The organism is Rhodoligotrophos appendicifer (assembly GCF_007474605.1).
GTDB classification, from domain to species: Bacteria; Pseudomonadota; Alphaproteobacteria; order Rhizobiales; family Im1; genus Rhodoligotrophos; species Rhodoligotrophos appendicifer.
Genome location: NZ_VHKL01000001.1, coordinates 604,529 through 625,814, shown reverse-complemented (window position 1 = coordinate 625,814; position 21,286 = coordinate 604,529). Strand labels below are relative to the sequence as shown.

At 62.8% G+C, this 21,286-nt stretch carries 24 protein-coding genes; 8 read left to right on the top strand and 16 right to left on the bottom strand.

The window, feature by feature from the left end:
* Nucleotides 1-34 precede the first annotated feature (34 nt).
* The 3 genes from FKM97_RS02955 to FKM97_RS26865 form a co-directional block, all read right to left on the bottom strand.
* Nucleotides 35-574: a TRAP transporter small permease subunit gene (locus tag FKM97_RS02955; protein ID WP_143957621.1), complete on the bottom strand. Its 540-nt coding sequence runs from the start codon at nucleotides 572-574 to the stop codon at nucleotides 35-37.
* 120 nt (nucleotides 575-694) lie between these two features.
* On the bottom strand, nucleotides 695-1,765 hold the full coding sequence (locus tag FKM97_RS02950; protein WP_246104904.1) for a hypothetical protein: 1,071 nt from the start codon (nucleotides 1,763-1,765) through the stop codon (nucleotides 695-697).
* Complete coding sequence (locus FKM97_RS26865; protein WP_281290063.1) at nucleotides 1,762-1,890, bottom strand: hypothetical protein; 129 nt, start codon at nucleotides 1,888-1,890, stop codon at nucleotides 1,762-1,764. The genes FKM97_RS02950 and FKM97_RS26865 overlap by 4 nt, the downstream gene beginning before the upstream one ends.
* A 150-nt stretch (nucleotides 1,891-2,040) precedes the next feature.
* Between FKM97_RS26865 and FKM97_RS02945 the strand changes: the two genes are divergently transcribed.
* The gene (locus FKM97_RS02945; protein WP_170240711.1) at nucleotides 2,041-2,949 is read left to right on the top strand and encodes a TonB family protein; all 909 of its coding nucleotides are present in this window, start codon (nucleotides 2,041-2,043) and stop codon (nucleotides 2,947-2,949) included.
* A gap of 417 nt (nucleotides 2,950-3,366) precedes the next feature.
* Nucleotides 3,367-4,095, top strand: coding sequence for a glutamine amidotransferase (locus FKM97_RS02940; protein ID WP_143957619.1), 729 nt, complete (start codon nucleotides 3,367-3,369; stop codon nucleotides 4,093-4,095).
* 6 nt (nucleotides 4,096-4,101) lie between these two features.
* Here FKM97_RS02940 and sugE read toward each other — a convergent pair whose 3' ends face one another.
* Nucleotides 4,102-4,422 carry a quaternary ammonium compound efflux SMR transporter SugE gene (gene sugE / locus FKM97_RS02935; RefSeq protein ID WP_143957877.1) on the bottom strand — a complete coding sequence of 107 codons (321 nt, stop codon included), beginning with the start codon at nucleotides 4,420-4,422 and terminating at the stop codon, nucleotides 4,102-4,104.
* Between the two features lie 185 nt (nucleotides 4,423-4,607).
* Between sugE and FKM97_RS02930 the strand changes: the two genes are divergently transcribed.
* Entirely contained in the window at nucleotides 4,608-5,849 is a 1,242-nt protein-coding gene (locus FKM97_RS02930) for a D-amino acid dehydrogenase (protein ID WP_143957618.1), read from the top strand.
* A 12-nt stretch (nucleotides 5,850-5,861) separates the two neighbouring features.
* Nucleotides 5,862-6,665: a maleate cis-trans isomerase family protein gene (locus FKM97_RS02925; RefSeq protein ID WP_205014669.1), complete on the top strand. Its 804-nt coding sequence runs from the start codon at nucleotides 5,862-5,864 to the stop codon at nucleotides 6,663-6,665.
* Here FKM97_RS02925 and FKM97_RS02920 read toward each other — a convergent pair.
* The 7 genes from FKM97_RS02920 to FKM97_RS02890 form a co-directional block, all read right to left on the bottom strand.
* A complete protein-coding gene (locus FKM97_RS02920; protein WP_143957617.1) occupies nucleotides 6,662-7,213 on the bottom strand; it encodes an MOSC domain-containing protein in 552 nt (183 codons plus the stop codon). The two genes, FKM97_RS02925 and FKM97_RS02920, sit on opposite strands and share 4 nt — an antisense overlap.
* An 11-nt stretch (nucleotides 7,214-7,224) precedes the next feature.
* Nucleotides 7,225-8,004, bottom strand: a complete 780-nt coding sequence (locus FKM97_RS02915; protein ID WP_143957616.1) for a succinate dehydrogenase iron-sulfur subunit — start codon at nucleotides 8,002-8,004, stop codon at nucleotides 7,225-7,227.
* 51 nt (nucleotides 8,005-8,055) lie between these two features.
* Nucleotides 8,056-9,909, bottom strand: a complete 1,854-nt coding sequence (gene sdhA / locus FKM97_RS02910; protein ID WP_143957615.1) for a succinate dehydrogenase flavoprotein subunit — start codon at nucleotides 9,907-9,909, stop codon at nucleotides 8,056-8,058.
* 15 nt (nucleotides 9,910-9,924) lie between these two features.
* Nucleotides 9,925-10,353, bottom strand: a complete 429-nt coding sequence (gene sdhD, locus FKM97_RS02905; RefSeq protein WP_143957614.1) for a succinate dehydrogenase, hydrophobic membrane anchor protein — start codon at nucleotides 10,351-10,353, stop codon at nucleotides 9,925-9,927.
* Nucleotides 10,354-10,357: 4 nt separating this feature from the next.
* Nucleotides 10,358-10,753 carry a succinate dehydrogenase, cytochrome b556 subunit gene (sdhC, locus tag FKM97_RS02900; protein WP_143957613.1) on the bottom strand — a complete coding sequence of 132 codons (396 nt, stop codon included), beginning with the start codon at nucleotides 10,751-10,753 and terminating at the stop codon, nucleotides 10,358-10,360.
* Between the two features lie 126 nt (nucleotides 10,754-10,879).
* Complete coding sequence (locus FKM97_RS02895; protein WP_143957612.1) at nucleotides 10,880-11,929, bottom strand: MaoC family dehydratase; 1,050 nt, start codon at nucleotides 11,927-11,929, stop codon at nucleotides 10,880-10,882.
* On the bottom strand, nucleotides 11,926-12,816 hold the full coding sequence (locus tag FKM97_RS02890) for an HpcH/HpaI aldolase/citrate lyase family protein (protein WP_143957611.1): 891 nt from the start codon (nucleotides 12,814-12,816) through the stop codon (nucleotides 11,926-11,928). Before FKM97_RS02890 ends, FKM97_RS02895 begins: the two co-directional genes overlap by 4 nt.
* A 91-nt stretch (nucleotides 12,817-12,907) precedes the next feature.
* On the opposite strand from FKM97_RS02890, the gene FKM97_RS02885 reads away from it, so the two are divergent.
* Nucleotides 12,908-14,086, top strand: coding sequence for an NAD(P)/FAD-dependent oxidoreductase (locus FKM97_RS02885; protein WP_143957610.1), 1,179 nt, complete (start codon nucleotides 12,908-12,910; stop codon nucleotides 14,084-14,086).
* Nucleotides 14,087-14,089: 3 nt separating this feature from the next.
* On the opposite strand, the gene FKM97_RS02880 is transcribed toward FKM97_RS02885, so the two are convergent.
* Complete coding sequence (locus FKM97_RS02880; protein ID WP_143957609.1) at nucleotides 14,090-14,617, bottom strand: L,D-transpeptidase family protein; 528 nt, start codon at nucleotides 14,615-14,617, stop codon at nucleotides 14,090-14,092.
* 171 nt (nucleotides 14,618-14,788) lie between these two features.
* Here FKM97_RS02880 and FKM97_RS02875 point away from each other — a divergent pair, with 171 nt between their 5' ends.
* The 3 genes from FKM97_RS02875 to holA are packed head-to-tail and all read left to right on the top strand — an operon-like array spanning nucleotide 14,789 to nucleotide 16,991.
* Nucleotides 14,789-15,475: a response regulator transcription factor gene (locus FKM97_RS02875; protein WP_143957608.1), complete on the top strand. Its 687-nt coding sequence runs from the start codon at nucleotides 14,789-14,791 to the stop codon at nucleotides 15,473-15,475.
* Nucleotides 15,472-15,948 carry a cyclic nucleotide-binding domain-containing protein gene (locus FKM97_RS02870; protein ID WP_143957607.1) on the top strand — a complete coding sequence of 159 codons (477 nt, stop codon included), beginning with the start codon at nucleotides 15,472-15,474 and terminating at the stop codon, nucleotides 15,946-15,948. Before FKM97_RS02875 ends, FKM97_RS02870 begins: the two co-directional genes overlap by 4 nt.
* A 2-nt stretch (nucleotides 15,949-15,950) precedes the next feature.
* Nucleotides 15,951-16,991 (top strand): DNA polymerase III subunit delta, encoded by a 1,041-nt coding sequence (gene holA / locus FKM97_RS02865; RefSeq protein ID WP_143957606.1) that lies wholly within the window; start codon nucleotides 15,951-15,953, stop codon nucleotides 16,989-16,991.
* Nucleotides 16,992-17,000: 9 nt separating this feature from the next.
* Here the strand turns inward: holA and FKM97_RS02860 are convergent, their stop codons facing one another.
* Genes FKM97_RS02860 through mnmG form a run of 4 tightly spaced genes read right to left on the bottom strand, consistent with a single transcriptional unit; the run spans nucleotide 17,001 to nucleotide 21,281 of the window.
* Complete coding sequence (locus FKM97_RS02860; protein WP_428977879.1) at nucleotides 17,001-17,909, bottom strand: ParB/RepB/Spo0J family partition protein; 909 nt, start codon at nucleotides 17,907-17,909, stop codon at nucleotides 17,001-17,003.
* On the bottom strand, nucleotides 17,906-18,724 hold the full coding sequence (locus tag FKM97_RS02855; RefSeq protein WP_143957605.1) for a ParA family protein: 819 nt from the start codon (nucleotides 18,722-18,724) through the stop codon (nucleotides 17,906-17,908). The genes FKM97_RS02860 and FKM97_RS02855 overlap by 4 nt, the downstream gene beginning before the upstream one ends.
* A 2-nt stretch (nucleotides 18,725-18,726) precedes the next feature.
* Nucleotides 18,727-19,344: a 16S rRNA (guanine(527)-N(7))-methyltransferase RsmG gene (rsmG, locus tag FKM97_RS02850; protein ID WP_205014667.1), complete on the bottom strand. Its 618-nt coding sequence runs from the start codon at nucleotides 19,342-19,344 to the stop codon at nucleotides 18,727-18,729.
* A 29-nt stretch (nucleotides 19,345-19,373) separates the two neighbouring features.
* Complete coding sequence (mnmG, locus tag FKM97_RS02845) at nucleotides 19,374-21,281, bottom strand: tRNA uridine-5-carboxymethylaminomethyl(34) synthesis enzyme MnmG (protein WP_246104903.1); 1,908 nt, start codon at nucleotides 21,279-21,281, stop codon at nucleotides 19,374-19,376.
* Nucleotides 21,282-21,286: the final 5 nt, after the last annotated feature.

The following is a 21,286-nucleotide window of genomic DNA, read 5'->3' as shown; positions in this document are numbered from 1 at the left end:
TTCTCTTCCCTCGAACGTTCCCTTTGTCGGCCGCTTACTGGAGCGGCTTCTCGTAAGTAGTATCGACGGTGATGACGCCTTGCAGCGCACTGAGACGCTTGATCAGTTCGGAGATCGCCTGAAGTTCCAGCAGAATGAAGCCCAGGGGCAGCATGAGCTTTGCGGGCCATAGCACCAAGCCGCCCGCATTCATCGACACCTCCCCGCTATTGAGGGAGTTCACGAAGAACGGAACCGTCAGATAAATCAGGTAGCCGACAACCGGTATGAGGAAGACCAGGATCCCGAAGATATCGATATAGAGGCGGCCGCGATCGCTGAGTGCGGAATAGAGCAAGTCCACGCGGACATGCCCATTCTTCTGGAAGGTGTAGGCCGTTCCCAGCATCACGATGCCGGCAAACATGTACCATTGGATTTCGAGGAAGGCATTGGAGCTGTAGTTGAAGAGATAGCGCACCGTGGCATTGCCGGCGCTGATCAGCACCGCAAACAACACCAGATAAAACGCAATGACGGCGAATCCCGCGGTCAGCCGATCGATGCCGCGGCTGATGACCAGCAGGGGCTCCATGAACACACCCTCTCAAAACCCTAGGCTGCGCCGATGCTTCTTTTCGTTATTGCTGGCGTGAATTAAGCGCATACCAGCTTTTTCGGCGGAGACCAACTCGTCCAAAAGTGGCAGGCATCGTCACTGACCGGTCGCTCCGAGCGCGTGGCCCGTCCAGCGGAAGGCGACGTAACCAGCCTCGGCATCGAACAGATAGTCGAAACCATTGAGAAAATAGACGGTCGTGTTCACGAAGGCGGCGGCCCGCGGCCGCGTCAAGATGACGGCCCGCGGTGCGAGCGGATTGCCGTCCTCCCCCAAAGTGAATGAATAACGGGCCACAGAATCGGCTTTTTCCGGCACGTAGAAGGCCAGCTTCGTCCCATCGGCCAGACGACCCCCGTCCCCCATGGGCGGGGCCGACCCTTCGGCCAGACCCAGAAACATGCGGGTGACTCCGGTATCGACAAGGATCGTGCCGCAGCCGGCGGGGGTGTCATCGACGTCGACGCACATGGGCGCCGCTGCCCAGTCCTCGATGGTCTCCTGACGCTGCAGCTTGCTATAGGCGAAGCCGCCGCCAGTGTTGGCCGCGGTCAAGCCTACGTGAACGCCTTCCCGGGTCACCACGTAGCCCTGATGCAGAGTCCTGTCGCCGACATCGGGATTGAGGAAAGGATTCTTGTCCGGCGTGCTCTGGCCCTGGCGGTCGCCTTCGCGGGCAAAGCCGATGCCGATCATGGCGACGCGGCGCGGATCCGGATCGGGCGTGCAGTCCCTGGCGTCCTCCAGGCAGGTCACCTCGGTGACCGCGAGAACCGGGAGAGGCCTTGTGACAATGCTCGCCCCATCCGCGTCTGCGATGGTCGCGGTGGTGGAAACCCACTGGCCATTCATCACCCGGCCGGAGCTCGTATAGGTCAGCTTGCCCGGCCCGAGGGAAGGGAGGTTGTCGAAGTCCGGAATGGAGTGCGCGGCGACCACAATGCCGGTGGAGCCTGTATCCATGATGGCCCGATGCGTCTCGCCGCCGTCGAGGCTCAGCGCGAGAAACGGGCTCTCGGTGATGTCGTCGCCGGGCTCGGGCGCATTCAGATAGCGAAGGAAGACACCCGAATTGGCGTCAGAATAGGACACTGGCGGCTGAGCCCGTGCCGAGGTCAGCGTCCCCCAAGCGAGGCAGAAAAACAACGCACCGAACACCAGCCTCATAGAGCAATGCCCACTCCTGCCTGGCCGCCCATGAGGTCTGAGTCACCCCTCACTCCCGCATTCGGTTTCATGCTCTCGCAGCCTGCAAGCAGCAGCATCACGGTAATGACGGCGAGTATCTTCATGTCTACATCCCCTGGACCAGCCAGAAGCATAGGACCAAAAGCGCTCGATGTCAGCGAGGTCCTTCCCTTGGCGCGATGATCGGGCGCAGGCTGACCTGTGCAGGATTTGCTGCTAGCTTGCGGCTGATTATCCTATATGCGCAGGCAGCATTGTCCACTGACAGGGAAAAAGATCTGAGCACCGCCGACGTTGCCATTCTGGAAAGCGTCCATCCGGAGCCCATGGTCCCGCGAAATCCGGTTTATCGGCGGCGGGAGTTCTGGCGCTGGACGATCACCTGCGCGCTCGCGTTGCTTTTTCACATCGCCGTCCTCGCCCTCATCATCATGGAGATGCCCCGGGAGAACCAGTACACGCCTCCGCCGTCCATCCCGATCGAGATCGTTCAGCTCCCGCCCGAACCGGAGAAGAAGCAGGAGGCCCAGAAGCAGGAAGAGCCGAAGCAGGAAGAGAAAAAGGAGGAGAAGAAACCCGAGCCCCTCGCTCGCAAGAGCGGAGCCACCGACAAAACCGATATCCCTGCGGGAGACGCCCCCAAGGTGGAGACGGCGGAGAAGACGCCCGAGCCTGCCAAGCAGGAACTCTCGCCCCAGGAGGAAAAGGTCGAGAAGCCGGCGCCGGAGCAGCCAAAACTCCGGGAATCGGAAACCGGGACGGAGCCCAAGGTGCAGGAGATGGCCAAGGCCTTCCAGGGCGCCCCCATTCCGGATCTGCCGCCAGCCTTCGAGCTTCCCACCCCGCGCCGCGGTTTTTCCGGCTTCAGCAGTTCCCCCGGCGGCGGCGGCGATCCCTATCTCAATTCGTTGCGCGACAAGATCGTGGCTAACCTCGCTTATCCCCCGGGCAGCGAATCGCGCCGCGGCGTGGCCGTGTTTCAGGCCGTGATCAGCCGCAATGGCCAGCTGCAAAGCGTACAGGTGGTCGAATCCTCCGGCTTCAAGGATCTCGATCAGGTCGGCCTGAAAGCCATCAGGAGCGCTGCCCCTTTCCGTCGCCTGCCAAGCGCCCTCCCCGGCGACAAGGCCATCATCGAGATCTCTCTCCGGCTCGGAACATGACCTCAGGCCCTCCGCTGCTAGCGGAGGCGTGATGCAACGATGCCAGGGGGTCGGCGTTGTTTTCCCGATCGCGCTTGTCGTCGCGCGCACACTGAAACCCGGAGATGGCTATGATTAAACGTCTTATCATGCTTGCCTTGGCGGCATGGGTCGGAAAGAAATTCCTCGGACAGGGCCGCAATGAGCGCGATCGGATCACGTCCGCCTGATGTCTTCAGTGGGCGGCTTCGGCCGCCCATTTCTCTTTAGGCCAATTTGCGGCGGCTTCGGCCGGCCATTCTTCATTAACCATATGCGACTATATTATCATTACGGGTGTGTGGACACCGCACTCGACCTGACTTGGAAGCTATGTAAACATGAGTCCCCAGCTTCCCCAGTGATTCGTCAGGTTGAACCCCGGGACTGGTTGCCATCATGAGTAGTTCGACGAACCGTATCCTCATCGTCGTCCACCAAGAAACCTCGAGCCCTGGCCGCGTCGGCCTCATGCTTCGCGAGCGTGGCTTCGGCCTTGATATCCGGCGGCCCTGCCTTGGCCAGCCCCTCCCCGAAACCCTTGAAGACCACGAAGGCGTTGTCATCTTCGGCGGTCCCATGAGCGCCAATGACTGCTCCGAGTTCATTCGGCAGGAGACGGAGTGGATCGGCCAAGCCCTGAAGGAAGAGAAGCCGTTTCTCGGGATTTGTCTCGGCGCCCAAATGCTGTCGCGCCATCTCGGCGGGGAAGTGAAGCCGCATCCCGAGGGTCTCGTCGAGATCGGTTATTATCCCATCGAGGCGACGGCGGAGGGCCGCGCGCTGATGCATTGGCCAAGCCACGTCTATCATTGGCATCGGGAAGGCTTCAGTCTGCCGTCCGGCGCCACGCTGCTGGCCCAGGGCACGGATTTCGAGAACCAGGCGTTCCGCTACGGCAAGAATGCCTATGGCATCCAGTTTCACCCGGAAATCACCCTGCAGATGCTCCATCGCTGGACCACGCGAGGGGTGGCGCGGACGTCGCTGCCGGGCGCCCAGCCTCGCGACGCCCATTTCGAGGGCCGCCGTCTTCATGATGCAGCCGTGAGGGTCTGGCTCACCCGCTTCATGGATCATTGGCTTGCCGATGCCGGCCGCGGCGAGATGGCGGATGCCGCAGAGTGACGGCCGTCAGTGCGGCGATAGAAACTTCAAGCCGACGATCCCCGCAATGATCAGGCCGATGCAGCCCAATCGCACGACCGTCGCCGGCTCGCCGAAGAGGTAGAGCCCCAAGATCGCCGTGCCGACCGTGCCGATGCCGGTCCAGACCGCGTAGGCCGTCCCGATCGGCAAACTGCGCACCGCGATGCCCAGAAGGAGAAGGCTTATGATCATGCTGGCTGCAGTCAGCACGGTCGGCCACAGGCGCGTGAAGCCCTCGGTGTATTTCAATCCGACGGCCCAGCCGATCTCCAGCAGGCCCGCCAGGAACAATGTGGCCCAGGCCAGCGCATTTCCACCCATGTCAATCGTCCTAACATCGCTATGGCGACGCGTGTCCTTGCACTCCTCTCTTGCGCAGTCAATTGGGGGGAAGAGATTGACGCCTTGCCGGCCTCACCATAACCTCAATTCTGCCGTTGGGCGCGATGCCATCCGCTCTTTCCAGGCAGGGCGACAGGGAGATCTACGGAATGAAGGTCGTGGTGTTGGGGGGTGGGGTTGTGGGCGTCACCACCGCCTATGAGATGCAACGTGATGGGCATGAAGTCACTCTGATCGAGCAACGCGAGGCGGTGGCTGAGGAAACCAGCTGGGGCAATGCCGGTATGGTCGCACCAGGCCATTCCTTTGCCTGGTCGTCACCCCAGGCGCCCATGATCCTGTTGAAATCGCTGTTTCAGAAGAATCAGGCTCTGCGGTTCACGCCTTCAGCCGATCTCCGGCTTTGGACGTGGTCGGCGCTGTTCCTGGCGCAATGCACCTCCGCCCGGGCGTCGCTGAACACGTTGCGCAAGCATCGGCTGGCGCTCTATTCGCAAGGCGTGCTGCATGAGACCATCGCCAAGGAGAACGTGGCCTTCGACAACAATGCCAAGGGCGTTCTCTATTTCTACCGTGATCAGGCCTCTCTCGAACGCGGCATCGCGCATATGAAGATCCTTGCCGATGACGGCCAGGAGATGCGCACCGTCACCCGCGAGGAGATCGTCAAGCTCGACCCTTCGCTTGCCCATTCCGCGCACAAGATCGCCGGCGGCATCTATTGTCCGACGGACGAGACCGGCGATTGCAACAAGTTCACCCAGGGCCTGGCCAAGATCTGCGAACAGCGTGGCGCGAAGTTCATGGTCAACACCACCGTCACCGGATTGGAGACGGGCCCGTCCGGCATCACCGCGGTGAAGACGAACAAGGGCGACGTCAAGGGCGACCTCTATGTGCTGTCCATGGGCAATTACAGCCCGATCATCGCGCGCACCGTGGGGATCAACCTGCCGATCTATCCGGTGAAGGGCTATTCGCTCACCATTCCCATCGGCAATCATGGGGCAGCCCCGACGATCGGCGCGGTGGACGAGAACAATCTCGTGGCCATCACGCGCATGGGCGACCGGGTGCGGGTCACCGCCACGGCCGAGTTCGCGGGCTACAATACGAGCCACAAGCCCAGCGACTTCACCTTCATGAAGGGGGTCGTGCAGGACCTGTTCCCGGACGGCGCCGATTACGACCGGGCGCATATGTGGGCCGGCCTGCGCCCCATGACGCCGACCAACATGCCCATCATCGGTCCCAGCAAGTACCGCAATCTGTTCATGAACACCGGTCACGGCCATATCGGATGGACGATGTCGCACGGCTCTGCGCGTCTCGCCGCCGACATGATCGCCGGCCGCACCCCCGCGATCCCTTTGGATGGCCTCGCCGCCTGACAGGAGACCCTTATGGCAAGCCCGCAGAAAAAACCGCTCTTTTCCGATCCCGACTTCACCGATCTCGGCGTCCTTGACTGTACCATGGACAAGGGGCTCGCCCATCGCGCCGCCCTCGGCCTGCTGGTGCTCTGCACGGACCAGACCATGGAGCACGAATTCGCTCAGGTGATGGGGATCGAGGGCGTCGGCCTCTTCGCCAGCCGCCTCTACAACGACGTCATGATCACCAACGAGACGCTGCGGGCCATGCGCGACAAGATCGCGCCCGCAACCGAGCTGATCCTGCCCGGGCTGCCGCTCGACGTGGTGGCCTTCGGCTGCACCTCGGCGAGCATGGCCATGGGCGAGGAGGTGATCTTCGAGGAGATCCGCAAGGCGCGGCCGGGCATCGCCTGCACCACCCCGATCACGGCGGCCTTCGCCGCCTTCAAGACCTTCGGTGCCGAGCGGATCGGCGTGCTGACGCCTTATTCGGCCGAGGTGAACGAGACGGTCCGCTCCTACATGACGTCCAAGGGTGCCCATGTGGCCGCCTTCGCCACTTTCGACAAGATCGACGACCGCGACGCCGCCCGGATTTCGCCGGCGTCCATTGCGGCGGGGATCAAGACCCTCGCGACCCAGGCCAAGCTCGACGCGGTCTTCGTGTCCTGCACCAGCCTGAGGCTCTGTGAACAAGTGGCGGCCATCGAGGCGGAGATCGGCATTCCCGTCACCTCCAGCGACCACGCTCTGGCCTGGCACAGCCTGCGCCTCGGCGGGGTGAACGACGTGGTCCCCGGCAAAGGCATGTTGTTCGAAAGGGGCCTCTAGACCGGCACCAGGGGCCGATGCGGCAGCGGGGGAAGCGTGATCGTGATCGCGTCCCCCGGATAGACGCTGCCGCCGGCCAGGACGATCCCCATGATCCCTGCTTTCCGGATCAGGCGACCCTGCTCATCGCGGCCCAGGGTCGCCTGCATCAGCCCGTCCTGGTAGCGGTCGAGCTGGATGCAGGGATTGCGCAGCCCCGTCACCTCCACGAGAGCCTCCGCGCCGAGCCGCAGCCGGGCCCCTTGAGGCAGTCCCAGCAGGTCGACGCCCCGGGTCGTGACGTTTTCGCCGAGCGTTCCCCAGCCGACGTCGAATCCTGCGGCCTGCAGCTCGTCCAGAAGCTCCGAATGCAGCAGGTGGATCTGGCGCAGATTGGGCGCCGTGGGGTCGCGCATGACGCGAGAGCGGTGCTTGACGGTCGTTCCCGCATGGGCATCGCCGATGACGCCATGATCGGCCTTGAGCTCGATCTGAAGCGCTGCCGGCTTGGTGAAGTGGTGTCCGCGGGCGAGACTGACCAAGAGAACGGTGGCGGCCGGTCCAGTCATCCCGATCGACCCTAGACCTCGCGTTCGACCAGCAGCTTCTTCAGCTCGGCAATGGCCTTGGCCGGGCTCAGATGCTTCGGACAGGTCTGGGTGCAGTTCATGATCGTATGGCACCGATAGAGCCGGAACGGATCCTGAAGCTGGTCCAGCCGGTCGCCGGTCGCCTCGTCGCGGCTGTCATTGACCCAGCGATAGGCCTGAAGCAGGGCGGCCGGTCCGAGGAAGCGGTCGCTGTTCCACCAGTAGCTCGGGCAGGAGGTCGAGCAGCAGGCACAGAGGATGCACTCGTAAAGCCCATCCAGCTTCTCGCGGTCATCGCTGGTCTGGCGCCATTCCTTTTCCGGTGCCGGCGTCGAGGTCTGGAGCCAGGGTTCGATCAGCTGGTGCTGAGCATAGAAATTGGTCATGTCGGGCACGAGGTCCCGCACGACCGCCATATGCGGCAGGGGGTAGATCTTTACGACGCCCTTGATCTCGTCAATGGCCTGCAGGCAGGCCAGCGTGTTGATGCCGTCGATGTTCATCGAGCAGGACCCGCAGATGCCCTCGCGGCAGGAGCGGCGGAAGGACAGGGTCGGATCGATCTCGTTCTTGATCTTGATGATGGCGTCGAGAACCATAGGACCGCATGTGTCGAGGTCGACGTAGTAGCTGTCCAGTCGCGGGTTTTCCCCCGAATCGGGGTTGTAGCGATAGACCTGGAACTCCCTCACCCGCTTGGCGGCGGCGGGTTTTGGCCAGGTCTTGCCCTTAACGACCTTGGATTTCTTCGGCAATGTCAGCTGGACCATGTGGTCTTCCGCCCGCAAGCTTGGTTCACGTGAAACAATCGTATGAAAGGCTCAGTACACCCGTGCCTTCGGCTCGATGTACTGGACCTCGTTGGTCATGGTGTAAGTATGCACCGGCCGGTAATCCAAGCGGATCTCATGGCGGGCATCGTCCGCCCAGGCCAGCGTATGCTTCATCCAGTTCACATCGTCCCGGTCGGGGTGGTCTTCGCGGGCATGAGCGCCCCGGCTTTCCTCCCGGTTCGCAGCCCCTTCGACGGTGACCACGGCCTGACCAATCAGATTGTCGTATTCCAACGTCTCGACGAGGTCGGTGTTCCAGATCAGTGACCGGTCGGTGACGCGGATGTCCCCGGTCTCCTTCCACAGGCCATTGATCAGATGGCGGCCTTCCTCGAGCACGTCGCCGGTCCGGAAGACGGCGCAATTGTTCTGCATGATGCGCTGCATCTTGCCGCGCAACGTGGCTGTCGACGTGCTGCCCTGCGCATGACGGAAGCGGTCGAGGCGGGCGATCGCCGATTCCCCGGCATTGCGAGGCAAATCCGCATGGCTGGAATTGGCCTCCACCAGCTCGGCGCAGCGCAGGCCGGCCGCCCGGCCGAAGACGACGAGATCGATCAGAGAGTTGGAACCCAGGCGGTTGGCGCCATGGACGGAGACGCAGGCCGCCTCACCAATCGCCATGAGACCCGGAACGATGGCGTCGGGATCGCCCGGACGGGGTGCCACCACCTCGCCATGATAGTTCGTGGGGATGCCGCCCATGTTGTAATGAACCGTCGGCAAGACGGGGATCGGCTCCTTCGTCACGTCGACGCCGGAGAACACCTTCGCGCTTTCGGTAATGCCGGGAAGCCGCGCATGGATGATCTTGGGATCCAGATGCTCAAGATGGAGGTAGATGTGATCCTTCTCCGGGCCGACACCGCGGCCTTCGCGGATCTCGACGGTCATGGAGCGTGAAACGACGTCGCGCGAGGCGAGATCCTTGGCGTGGGGGGCATAACGCTCCATGAAGCGCTCACCCTCCGAATTGGTGAGATAGCCACCCTCACCGCGCACTCCCTCGGTGATCAGGACGCCGGCTCCGTAGATGCCTGTGGGGTGGAACTGCACGAACTCCATGTCCTGGAGCGGCAGCCCGGCCCGGAGCACCATGGCATTGCCGTCGCCGGTGCAGGTATGCGCCGAGGTGCAGGAGAAATAGGCACGGCCATACCCACCGGTGGCGAGGATGGTCTTGTGCGCGCGGAAGCGGTGGATGGCGCCATCGGCCAGACAGAGGGCCATGACGCCGCGGCAGGCGCCGTCCTCCATGATCAGGTCGAGGGCGAAATACTCGATGAAGAATTCCGTGGAGTAGCGCAGGGACTGACCATAGAGCGTATGCAGCATCGCATGGCCCGTGCGGTCGGCCGCCGCGCAGGTGCGCTGTGCCGGCGGCCCCTCGCCATACTGGGTGGTCATACCGCCAAAGGGGCGCTGATAGATGCGGCCATCCTCGGTCCGGCTGAACGGCAGGCCGAAATGTTCCAGCTCATAGACGGCCTTCGGGGCCTCGCGGCAGAGATACTCGATCGAATCCTGATCTCCGAGCCAGTCCGAGCCCTTCACCGTGTCATACATGTGCCAGCGCCAGTCATCCGGGCCCATATTGCCCAGAGAGGCGGCCACGCCGCCCTGAGCCGCGACCGTGTGCGACCGCGTCGGGAAGACCTTGCTGATGCAGGCGGTGCGCAGGCCCGCCTGGGAGCAGCCCAATGCAGCCCGGAGCCCAGCGCCTCCCGCACCGACCACGACCACGTCGAAGGAATGGTCGATAATCGGATAGGCGCGACCGCCGATGGTAAATTCCTTAGGGGCGGGTCCGGACGCATGACCGTTGGTGCCGTTGGAGGCCATAGCGATTTCCCAGGTTCAGTTCGTCAGTGTCGATGGCGCGACTGTGGCTGCAGGCTGCAGCGGCGCCGTGAAAGCCATGCCGATGATGGCGTAGGAGCAGATGAGCGCGATGGCGAGCGTGTAAAACGTATTGGCTAACAGAAGGGATATTTTCCAACCTTCGCCGTGAACGTAATCCTCGATCACCACCTGCATGCCCAAACGCATGTGGTAGGTGATGGACAAAACGCAAGCGATCAACAAAAGCGCGACAAGAGGCTGGCTGATCCAAGCGATCATCTCGGCATGAGTGGCGCCGATATTCATGGCGATCGTCAGGATCAGGAACAGGACCAGGGGAATGTTCGAGACCGCCGTAACGCGCTGACGGATCCAGTGGCCGGTGCCGCCATGGGCCGCGCCCAGTCCGCGAGCCCGGGCGAGAGGTGTTTTTATGGTTGCCATATGCTCATCCCCTCAAGGCAAAGCCGATGACCCACACGGCGAGGGTCAACAGGATCGAAGCGGCAAGGGTCAACCAAGCAATCATGTTGGCGGATTGGCGGTTGAGCCCGCGGCCCGTGTCCCAGACCAGATGGCGCACACCGCCGACCATGTGGTGAAGCACGCTCCAGGTGTAGCCGAACATGAGCAGAAGACCGATCCAGGATCCGAGAAACCATTGTGCGGTCGCGAAGGCCTCCGGGCCAGAGACGGCTGCGATCAGCCACCAGGCGAGAAGCGCCATGCCGAAATAATTCGCGCATCCGGTGATCCGGTGCACGATCGACATGGTCATCGTGATCCACGGCCGGAAAATTTGCAGATGCGGCGATAAGGGGCGGTCGACTGGTCTCATAATCATCCGGATCGGAGGGCGGGCTCACGCCGAAAGGCGACGTCCATGTTCCTGATTTAGAACTGCTCTCAACTCAAGTCAAATAATCCAGCCGAGCCATGCATTTGGCGCATTTCCGGCATGTGGCCGATCTTACCGAGGAATCAGAACCCAATAATCGAGTTCAAGGATGACCGCCTCGGCAAAGCCGGTCTCGTTTCGTCCGGGGAAGTCGTCACAGGGGCGGTCGGAGGTCGCATATGTCAGAAGACGCAAGGCACCGACATCCTCGCGTCCCGGCACCGGCTGACGGTCTTGAACCTGCGACCAGGCAAAGACGGTTGCACCTGCGAAGAGGGGGGCAATGTGACGTCCGCCATTGATCGCGCCGATGCGCGCTGCATTGGCAAAGCCGTTGAACGACAGCGCCCGGGCCAGACTGATGACATGTCCGCCATAGACGAGACGCCGTCCGAAGCGGCCCTTGGATTCCGAAAACTGATTGAAGTGACCCTTGGCCGTATTCTGGTAGAGCCGGGCTGCGAGCATGTGCTCGGCTTCTTCCACGGTCACGCCATCCACGTGATCGATCCGCTCGCCCACCTCATAGTCATGCCAGCGGAAGCTCGACCCCGCCAAGTCATCGTTCCACGAGCCGGCCTCTAACGGCGGGCACACATGGGCGAAGTGCTCGGGCGCGACCCTGTCGGGGAGAGCGGGGATCTGAGCCTCCGGCGCTTGCGACGCATCGTCGCGCTTCTTCACCATGACCCAGCGGGCATAGCTCAGGACCAAATCACCGGTCTGGTTGAAACCCTCCGACCGCACATAGACCACGCCGGTCTTGCCGTTGGAGTTCTCCTTCACCCCCAGAACCTGTGACCGGGCCGACAAGGTGTCACCGGGAAAGACGGGCTGAAGAAACCGGCAGTCGGCGTACCCCAAATTGGCGACCGCATTGAGCGAGATGTCGGGCACCGTCTTGCCGAACACGATGTGGAACACGAGCAGGTCGTCGATGGGCGCGCGCGGATAGCCCACGGCCTCAGCGAAGGCATCGGAGGATTGGAGGGCAAATCGCGACCCGTACAGCGCCGTATAAAGCGCCACGTCGCCCACGGTCACGGTGCGCGGCGTCGCGTGGCGGATCTCCTGGCCGATCCGAAAGTCCTCGAAGAAATTGCCGGGATTTGTCTTGCTCATGTCAGGATCGTCTCGCTTGCGATGATGGCTTCGGCGATCGCCACGGTGCGCCGGGCGACGTCGAGATGGAGGCGCTCGACCATGCGGCCGTCCAGCTCGATTGCGCCCTTGGCTGCGTTTTCCGGCCGGTCGAAAGCATCGATGATGGTGCGGGCGGAGGCGATCTCCTGGTCGGATGGCCGGAAGGCGTCATTGCAGGGGGCGACCTGGCCGGGATGGATCAGCGTCTTGCCGTCGAAGCCGAAGAGGCGCCCCTGTGCGCATTCCGCCCTGAAGCCTGCCTCGTTGCGGAAGTCATTGTAGACGCCGTCGACGATGTCGAGGCCGAAGGCGCGGGCGGCGGCAACACACGTCATCAGCCAGGGCACCATGGCTTGGCGATCCTGGGCAAGGCTGGCGCGGGTCTCCTTGGCGAGGTCGTTGGTGCCCATGACGAGAACGGCCAGACGGGACTGCGGGTCGGCCGCGGCGCCGGCGATGTCTCGCGCATTCAGCATGGCGAGCGGCGTCTCCATCATCGCCCAAAGCCGCACAGTTGCGGGCGCACCGGCCGCGTTCACCTCATGAGCGACGTCGGCGATGTCCTCGGGACGATTGACCTTGGGGATCAAAATGCCATCCGGCCCAGCGTCGATCGCCGCCTTCAGATCATCCCGGGCCCATGGCGTTCCAGCCCCGTTGAGGCGGATCACCAATTCCCGGCGGCCATAGCCCCTGCCCTTCACGGCAGCTGCGACTTGTTCGCGCGCCTGCTGCTTGGCATCTGGTGCAACGGCATCCTCAAGATCCAGGATCAGGGCATCGGCATCGATGGTCTTGGCCTTCTCCAGCGCCCGGGCATTCGACCCCGGCATGTACAATACGCTGCGGCGTGGTCTGATCAGCATCGGCTCCCCACTCTTTTCGGTCGCGCGAGACCGTATTAGATGATCGGATCCGGTTCCAGCACTATGCTGCGGTCGCGTTATCGAGGGCTTCATGACACTCAAGACGGATAGTTTCGACGTGGTGATCGTCGGCGGCGCCATCATGGGCAGCGCCACCGCTTATTTCCTGACGCAGGACCCGCAGTTTTCCGGCCGAATCGCGATCATTGAGCGGGATACGAGCTATGCCGATTGTTCGACTGCGCGGTCCTGTGGCGGATTGCGACAGCAGTTCTCGACGCTCGAAAACATTCAGATGTCCATGTTCGGGCTCGATTTCGTCCGCACCCTCAAGAACCGCTTCGGGCCGGAGGCGGATGTCTCGTTCCGCGAACAGGGCTATCTGAGCCTCGCCTCCCCCACCGGTGCCGACATCCTTGCCTCCTGCGTCGAGATGCAGCGGGCCCATGGCGCCGACATCGTTCTCCATGACGCCAGCGAACTCGAGACGGCGTTTCCCTGGCTCTCCACCGAGGGCATCGCAGTGGGAGCCTATGGCCGAAGCGGCGAAGGCTGGATGGATCCGGTGACCATGATGACCCTGATGCGGAAGGCCGCTCAGGCGAAGGGTGTGACCCTGATCCATGGCACGGTCACCGGTTTCGAGAGGGATGGCGAGAGTATTACCGACGTCATCCTGGCGGATGGGCGTCGTTACGGATGCGAATCGCTGGTCAATGCAGCCGGGCCCGATGCCGGGAGGCTGGCTGCGGTCCTGGGCTTCCCGCTGCCGGTGGAGCGCCGCAAACGCCTGGTCTTCGTCTTCGATTGCAAGGATCCGCCGCCGCGCTGCCCGTTGACCTTCGATCCCACCGGCATCTATTTCCGGCCCGAAGGACACCAGTTCATCTCCGGTCTCTCGCCGGCGGATGGCAGCGAGTGGGATACGGACAATTTCGACATCGACCATGACTGGTTCGACACGGATATGTGGCCGAAGCTGGCGGCACGCGTGCCCGCCTTCGAGACGATCAAGGTCACGGGTGCCTGGGCCGGTTACTACGACTATAATACGCTCGATCAGAACGCCATCATCGGCCGCCATCCAGACTTCGCGAACCTCTATCTCATGAACGGCTCGTCCGGCCACGGCTTCCAACACGGCCCGGCTTCAGGGCGCGCGATCGCCGAACTTATCGTCCACGGGGCCTACCAGACGATCGACTTGACCCGTCTCGGCTATCAGCGCGTGACCAAGCACGAGCCGATCTTCGAGCTGAACGTGGTGTGAGTTCTAGCCGACGAGAAGCCGGGTGTCAGGCGTGACGCGGGAGAGCACCTGGAGCAGGTCCTCCCGCTTCAGCGCCACGCAGCCCTCGGTCGGGCCGTAGTCCGGCCGGGCCACATGCATGAAGATGGCGCTCCCCAATCCCGGTATGACGGGGTCGTCATTCTGGCCCAGCACGACCACCACATCATAGAGGTCGTCGTCGCGCCACAAGCTCTCCGTGCTCGCGCCATAGGGCAGTCGCACCGGCAGGTTATACCTGCGGTCGGCCGGCGCATCACACCAGCCATCATGCCGATCGATGGCCCAGTTCTCCAGCCCGGTTGCCGGCAAGGACAGCTTGTCGGCCCGATAGAGAACCCTGCGGATCGGCCAGGACCCGATGGGCGTCGCGCCGTCGCCTTCCCGCTTGCGGCGGCGGATGCCGCTGCGGCCGATGGCGCAAGGAAAGGTCGCCGTCCCGACCTGTAGAGACGCACGTGATTCGCGCGGTCGCACGGTAATGAGGCGAAGATGGGGGACCGAATTTGCCATGAACTGGTCAGCTTGCCGACGGCATATTGATAATCCCTTAGATTATCGTGGGTTTCTGTGTTTGGGAATGAGCGAAATGTTGATCTTGCCGCGAATATGCGGTTCCTTGAACAAGGCTGGGCGAGCGCTTTAGTACAGCGCATCACTGAGGCTCTTACGAAACGGCAAAAAATGGCCACCATAACGAAAATCCTCGTCGTCGATGATGACGGCGCCCTGCGCGAATCCCTCGCGGAGCAGTTTTCCCTCCATCAAGAATTCGACGTCCGCGATTGCGAAGACGCCGCCGGTGCGAAGGCTGCCGTCCGCAAGGAACATATCGATCTCGTGCTGCTGGACGTCAATCTGCCCGACCAGGATGGCCGCGAGGCCTGCCGGGAGATGCGGGAGGGCGGCTATAAGGGCCCGGTCATCATGCTCACGGGGCAGGACAGCGAGGCGGACACGATCCAGGGCCTCGAGTCCGGGGCGAACGACTATGTCACCAAGCCGTTTCGGTTCGGCGAATTATTGGCACGCATCCGGGCTCAGCTCCGGCAACACGAGCAGAGCGAGGATGCGGTGTTTTCGATCGGGCAATACAGCTTTCGCCCCAGCGCCAAGCTGTTGCTCCGCGACGACAAGTCGAAGATCCGCCTGACCGAAAAGGAAGCCTCGATCCTCAAATATCTCTATCGAGCAGGACAGCAGGTGGTCGGCCGCGACGTGCTGCTGCACGAGGTCTGGGGCTATAATGCCGGAGTGACCACCCATACGCTCGAGACCCACATCTATCGCCTGCGCCAGAAGATCGAGAACGATCCTTCGAACGCAGCGCTGTTGGTGACCGAAGCCGGCGGGTACAAGCTCGTTCCATGAGCGTTCGATCCAGGGTGGAGCTGCTGAGGCACATTCCGCTTTTTGCGGATGCTGCAGACGCGCATCTGCAACTCCTCGCCTTCGCCATGGAATCGATCGAGATCGAAACGGGAGAGACCCTCATTCGCGAGGGCGAGTTGGGGCAGAATGCCTTCCTGCTCGAGGACGGCACCGCGGAGATCACTCAGACCAAGGATGGCGAAGAGCGCGTCATCGGCGTCGCCGAACGGGGAGCCTGCATCGGTGAGCTCTCGATGGTGGCCAATCTGCCCTACAATGTCTCGGTTACAGCCGTCACCCCGGTCCGCTCGCTGAGGCTGTCGCGCCAACTGTTCTACCGGGTGGCTGAAGAGTTCCCAGATTTTGCCGAGATCATTCTGGGAGCCGTGACCAGTCGCGTCGACCAGTCTCTCGACGAGCTTCGTTCGGTCGAGCGCATGTTCCGCCAGGCACGTCCCTTCACCCGGCCATAGCCATGGTCGAGTTGAAGGACCCGCGCGCCCAGTCGTTCCTTCGCCTCCCCGGGGTCGAGATCCGAGCTGTGCTGATCCATGGCAGCGATGAAGGTCTCGTTCGCGAGCGCGCGAAAACCGTTGTACAGGCTGTCGCCGGCAGCCTGGATGATCCCTTCACGGTGGCACGGCTTGACGACGACGTTCTCAACTCCGATCCCGGCCAGCTTGCAGACGAGAGCCAAGCCATTTCGCTTGGCGGCGGCAGACGCGTGGTTTGGATCCGGGACGGTGGCAGTGGCACGGCGAAGGCTTTGGCGGCCTATCTGCCCCATGCCTCCGGCGATACGCTGACCGTCATCGAAAGTGGCAATCTGAAGAAGAGCGACAAGCTGCGGCAGCTTGCTGAGCGCGCCGACAACGTCGTCTCCATCGCCTGCTATGCCGATAGCCAAGCCAATCTGCGGGATCTGGTGGAGCAGTCCCTGGCCCGAGAGAATGTGCGGATCAGCCCGGACGCCTTGGAGCATTTCGTTACCCTGCTCGGGGGTGACAGATCCCTGTCGCGGATGGAGATTGAGAAGCTCTGCCTCTATGGCCGGGGACGCGGCGAGATCACCGTTGCCGATATCGGGCTCATCAGTGGCGATGCTTCGGGTCTGGCGGTGGATGATTTCATGGATTGCGTGTTCGAGGGCGACATGCCCGGTGCCGATCTCAGGCTGTGGCGGCTTCTGGCGGGCGGCACGGCCCCGGCCATGCTGGTGATCAGTGCCGCCAATCATCTCGCCCTGCTGCGACGGCTTCGATCGCAGATGCATTCGGGATCCGACGCCTCGACGGTCGTGAACAATGCCCGTCCACCCATCTTCTACCAGCGGAAGGCGGGGCTTGCCCGCCAGCTCAGCCTTTGGGATCTTGCCTCGCTCCTCTCGGCCGGCGCTTCGGTGGCGGAGTGCGAGCTGAAAACCCGGCAGCACGCCCGTCTCGCAGAGGATCTCGTCGGGCGGCTCTTTCTGACATTGTCCAGAGCAGCGGCGAGCCGCAAGGCCCGCCTCCGCTAGGGTCCGTCCTCAGGCCCGCGTCAGCCGGCGGCAGACGTCGTCGAGCTGGTCGAGATCGCTGTAGCGAATTGAAATTGCTCCGCCTTTGGCTCCTTGGAACGTTATCTCGACGACCAGCCCGAGATGATCGGAGAGCTGCCGTTCCAGCGCTGCGGTGTCGGCATCCTTGGCCGGAGCACGTTTCGATGACGGCTTTGCTGGCTTGTCCTGAGCCTCTCTTGCCAACGCTTCAGCGTCGCGAACCGTGAGGCCCTTGCTGACGATGCGGTCCGCCAGAGCTTCGGACCTGTCGGTCGCGATGAGGGCGCGGGCATGTCCTGCCGTGAGGTCACCCTGCTCCACCATGGTCAGGACCCTGCGGGGCAGGGTGAGGAGTCGCAACGTGTTCGCGATGTGGCTACGGCTCTTGCCGACGGCATCGGCGAGCTGCTGTTGGGTGTAGGAGTAGCCTTCCATCAGCTGGCGATAGCCCTCGGCCTCCTCGATCGGGTTGAGGTCCGCCCGCTGGATGTTCTCGATCAGCGCAACTTCGAGGGCTTCCGCGTCGGTGAGCTGTCGGATAATGACGGGGACTTCGTGCAGGCCCGCCATCTGCGCGGCGCGCCAGCGGCGTTCGCCGGCAACGATCTCGTAGCTATCCTCGCCTCGCGGCCGCACCACCAGCGGCTGCAGCAAGCCGCGCTTGGCGATGGATTGCGAGAGGTCGGCAATGTCCTGCTCGTTGAACACCCGTCGAGGATTGCGGTCGCTGCGGTTCAGGAATTCAATCGGCAAATGGCGCAGGCTGCGGGCGTCCTGGACGAACCCCTCCTCGCTCGCGTCGTCGCCGATCAATGCGGCAAGGCCTCGGCCGAGGCGCTTCTTCGATGGTATCATAGTCGTGCTCCCCGCCACCTGAACCTCGTCGAGCCTGGTCATGCTGCCCGAAGTTCCTTTTCCCGGCGGATTATTTCGGATGCGAGACGAATATAGGCTTGGCTGCCTATACAGGTATTATCGTATAATAGCACCGGTTTTCCGTAAGACGGCGCCTCGGACACCCGAACATTTCGCGGTATGACCGTCTCGTAGACCTTTTCACCGAGGACGCCGCGCACGTCTTGGGCAACCTGTTCCGACAGACTGTTACGGCGATCGAACATCGTGAGAACGACGCCCTGGATGACCAGGCGGGGATTGAGGCTCGCACGGACGCGTTCGACGGTCTTCAGCAGTTGGCTCAGACCCTCCAAGGCGAAAAATTCGCATTGCAGGGGCACCAGAATGGCGTCGGCGGCGCAGAAGGAGTTAATCGTCAACAGGTTCAGCGAGGGAGGGCAGTCGATCAGAATATAAGTATAACCGAGTCCGGTCTGGCCGGACAAAATGCCGATGGCGTCGGCAAGCCGATATGTCTTCCGCTCCATGTCGGAGAGCTCGATCTCAGCCCCGAGCAAATCCATGGTCGAGGGAGCGCAATCCAGGCGCGGAATGCCGGTTTCTACGACAACATGATGCAGCTGCGCTTCGCCTACCAGCACGTGGTAGGTCGAGCGCATTTGCGAGGTGCGGGTGACGCCGAGACCGGTGCTGGCATTCCCCTGCGGATCCAGGTCGACGATGAGAACCTGCTCGCCAACGGCGGCGAGTGCGGTTCCCAGATTGATGGCGGTCGTCGTCTTGCCGACCCCGCCTTTCTGATTTGCAATGGCCAGAATACGCGGCTTGGGCGAAGGCGTCTGAGGGAACGTCATGTCTATTGGCCAATAAATCTTGCTTGGTGGACCACCACGACGCGCCCAGAGGGGTCGACCACGCTTGGATGAATATCAGCCTCGATTCTCCAAGATTTAGCGGCTTCCGTCAACTCGCTGCCCACATCTTGACCCTTGAGGAAGACGGCAATGGCGCCTTTCCTGAGGAAAACCTCCGATAATTCCAGCAGCTTCGTGAGGGGTGCCACTGCACGAGCGGTTATCACCCCAGGCGGTGGGTTAAGTTCTTGTGTGGCAACTGATTCGATACGTGTGGCATGCACGACTGCAGCTGCGTCGGTCAGTCGGATCGCATTCAAGAGGAAGGCGCATTTTTTGCGGTTGCTCTCGACCAGATGGCAGATCTGACTGGGATTCGGTCCGAAGAGGATGGCGAGTGGAAGTCCGGGGAAGCCAGCACCGGAGCCGAGGTCGATGACCGATATCCCATGGGGGATGAAGCGGCGGATTTGCAGACTGTCGGCGATATGGCGGCGCCAAACAATCTCGGGAGACGCATCCGCCACCAGATTGATGGAGGCGTTCCACTTGCCGAGGAGGTCCACATAGATCTGCAGACGGCCAAGAGATTCACGTGAAACATCGAAGGCATCGGCCACGCCTTCCGGAGTGCTGAGATCAGAGGACGTCATGCCGACCGCCGGGCCGTCTCCCGTTTGAGGTGCGCGAGCAGCAAAGTGAGGGCGGCCGGCGTCACCCCGTCGATCCGTCCCGCCTGACCCAGCGTTGCCGGGCGGATCCGCAGCAGCTTCTGCCGGATCTCTGTGGACAGGCCCGGGATGGCCTCGTAATCGAGATCAAGCGGGATGGGCTTTCCCTCATCGCGCCGGAAGGCCAAGACGTCCTGGCGCTGGCGATCGAGATAGCCGGCATAGAGCGCCGTCGCTTCCAACTCCTCCCGGGCGAAGCGGGGCAGCTCCAGCAGCTCGGGCCAGACGCGGCCGAGGTCCTCATAGGTAATTCCGGGGAAGGCCAGAAGCTCCAGGGCGTTGCGTCTGATCCCATCGTGATTGACCTTGATCCCGTGGCGCGCCGCCTCGTCAGGGGTCAAGCTTCGCTGGCGGGCCATTTCACGTGAAACATCGAGATTGTTCAACTTCTCGGCGTAGGCGGTGGCACGCGGGCGCCCGACGATCCCCCAGGCAATGCCGCGCGGGGTCAGGCGCTGATCGGCATTGTCCGCGCGCAGACTCAGGCGATACTCGGCCCGCGAGGTGAACATCCGGTAGGGCTCGGTGACACCTTTGGTGACGAGGTCGTCGACCATGACCCCGAGATAGGCCTCAGCGCGGTCGATAACGACGGCGTCGCCGTCCCCCGCCCGGCGAGCCGCATTCAGTCCCGCGAGCAGGCCTTGTGCGGCAGCCTCTTCGTACCCGGTCGTGCCGTTGACCTGGCCCGCCAGGAAAAGACCGGGAAAGCGTTTGGCTTCCAGGGTCGGCTGGAGTTCGCGCGGATCGACATAGTCATACTCGATGGCATAACCCGGGCGGATGATGGCGACCGCTTCAAGGCCCGGAATGGTGCGGAGGAATTCCTCCTGCACATCCGCCGGCAGCGACGTGGAAATACCGTTAGGATAGATCGTGGGGTCGTCCAAGCCTTCGGGCTCGAGGAAGATTTGATGCGAGCCCTTCTCGCGAAAGCGGGTGATCTTGTCTTCGATCGACGGGCAATAGCGCGGTCCGGTCCCGGTGATCGCCCCTGCGAACAGGGCCGAGCGGCCCAAATTCTCCTCGATGACGCGGTGAGTCGCCGCCGTTGTGTGGGTGATATGGCAGGAGACCTGACGCTGCGGGAGGACCGTGGTCAGGAATGAGAACGGGACGGGCTCCGCGTCTCCGGGCTGCTCCTCGAGCCGCTCCCAGGCGATGGTGCGGCCATCGAGACGGGCAGGCGTCCCGGTCTTCAGGCGGCCCATGGCCAATCCCGAGGCATAGAGCCGCTCGCCCAGCAGGGCTGCCGGCGCCTCTCCAACGCGGCCTGCGGGGACGCGCTGCTCACCGATGTGAATGACGCCGCGCAGGAAGGTTCCGGTGGTCAGCACGACGGCCTTGGCAGCGATCTGCCGGCCATCCTCCAGAATTACGCCCGTCACGAGGTCCCCGGTCATCCGGAGATCGGCTACCGCGCCCTCGACGATTGAGAGCCCCGGGGTCTGGGCGAGTTCGTCCTGCATGGCCTGACGGTAGAGGCGGCGATCGGCCTGGGCCCGAGGCCCGCGAACCGCCGGGCCCTTGCTGCGGTTGAGCAGCCGGTACTGGATGCCGGCCTGATCCGCCACTCTTCCCATGAGGCCATCGAGAGCATCGACCTCGCGCACCAGATGGCCCTTGCCCAGCCCTCCGATGGCCGGGTTGCAGGACATCTCGCCGATGGTGGCCCGTTTATGGGTGACCAAGGCGGTGCGCGCGCCGAAGCGTGCCGAGGCAGCGGCGGCTTCGCATCCGGCGTGACCTCCGCCGATCACCAGGACGTCGAAGGCCAGGCTCTCCTGGTTCGGCAGCGTCGCGTCTTCAATCTCTACGTGTTTCACGTGAA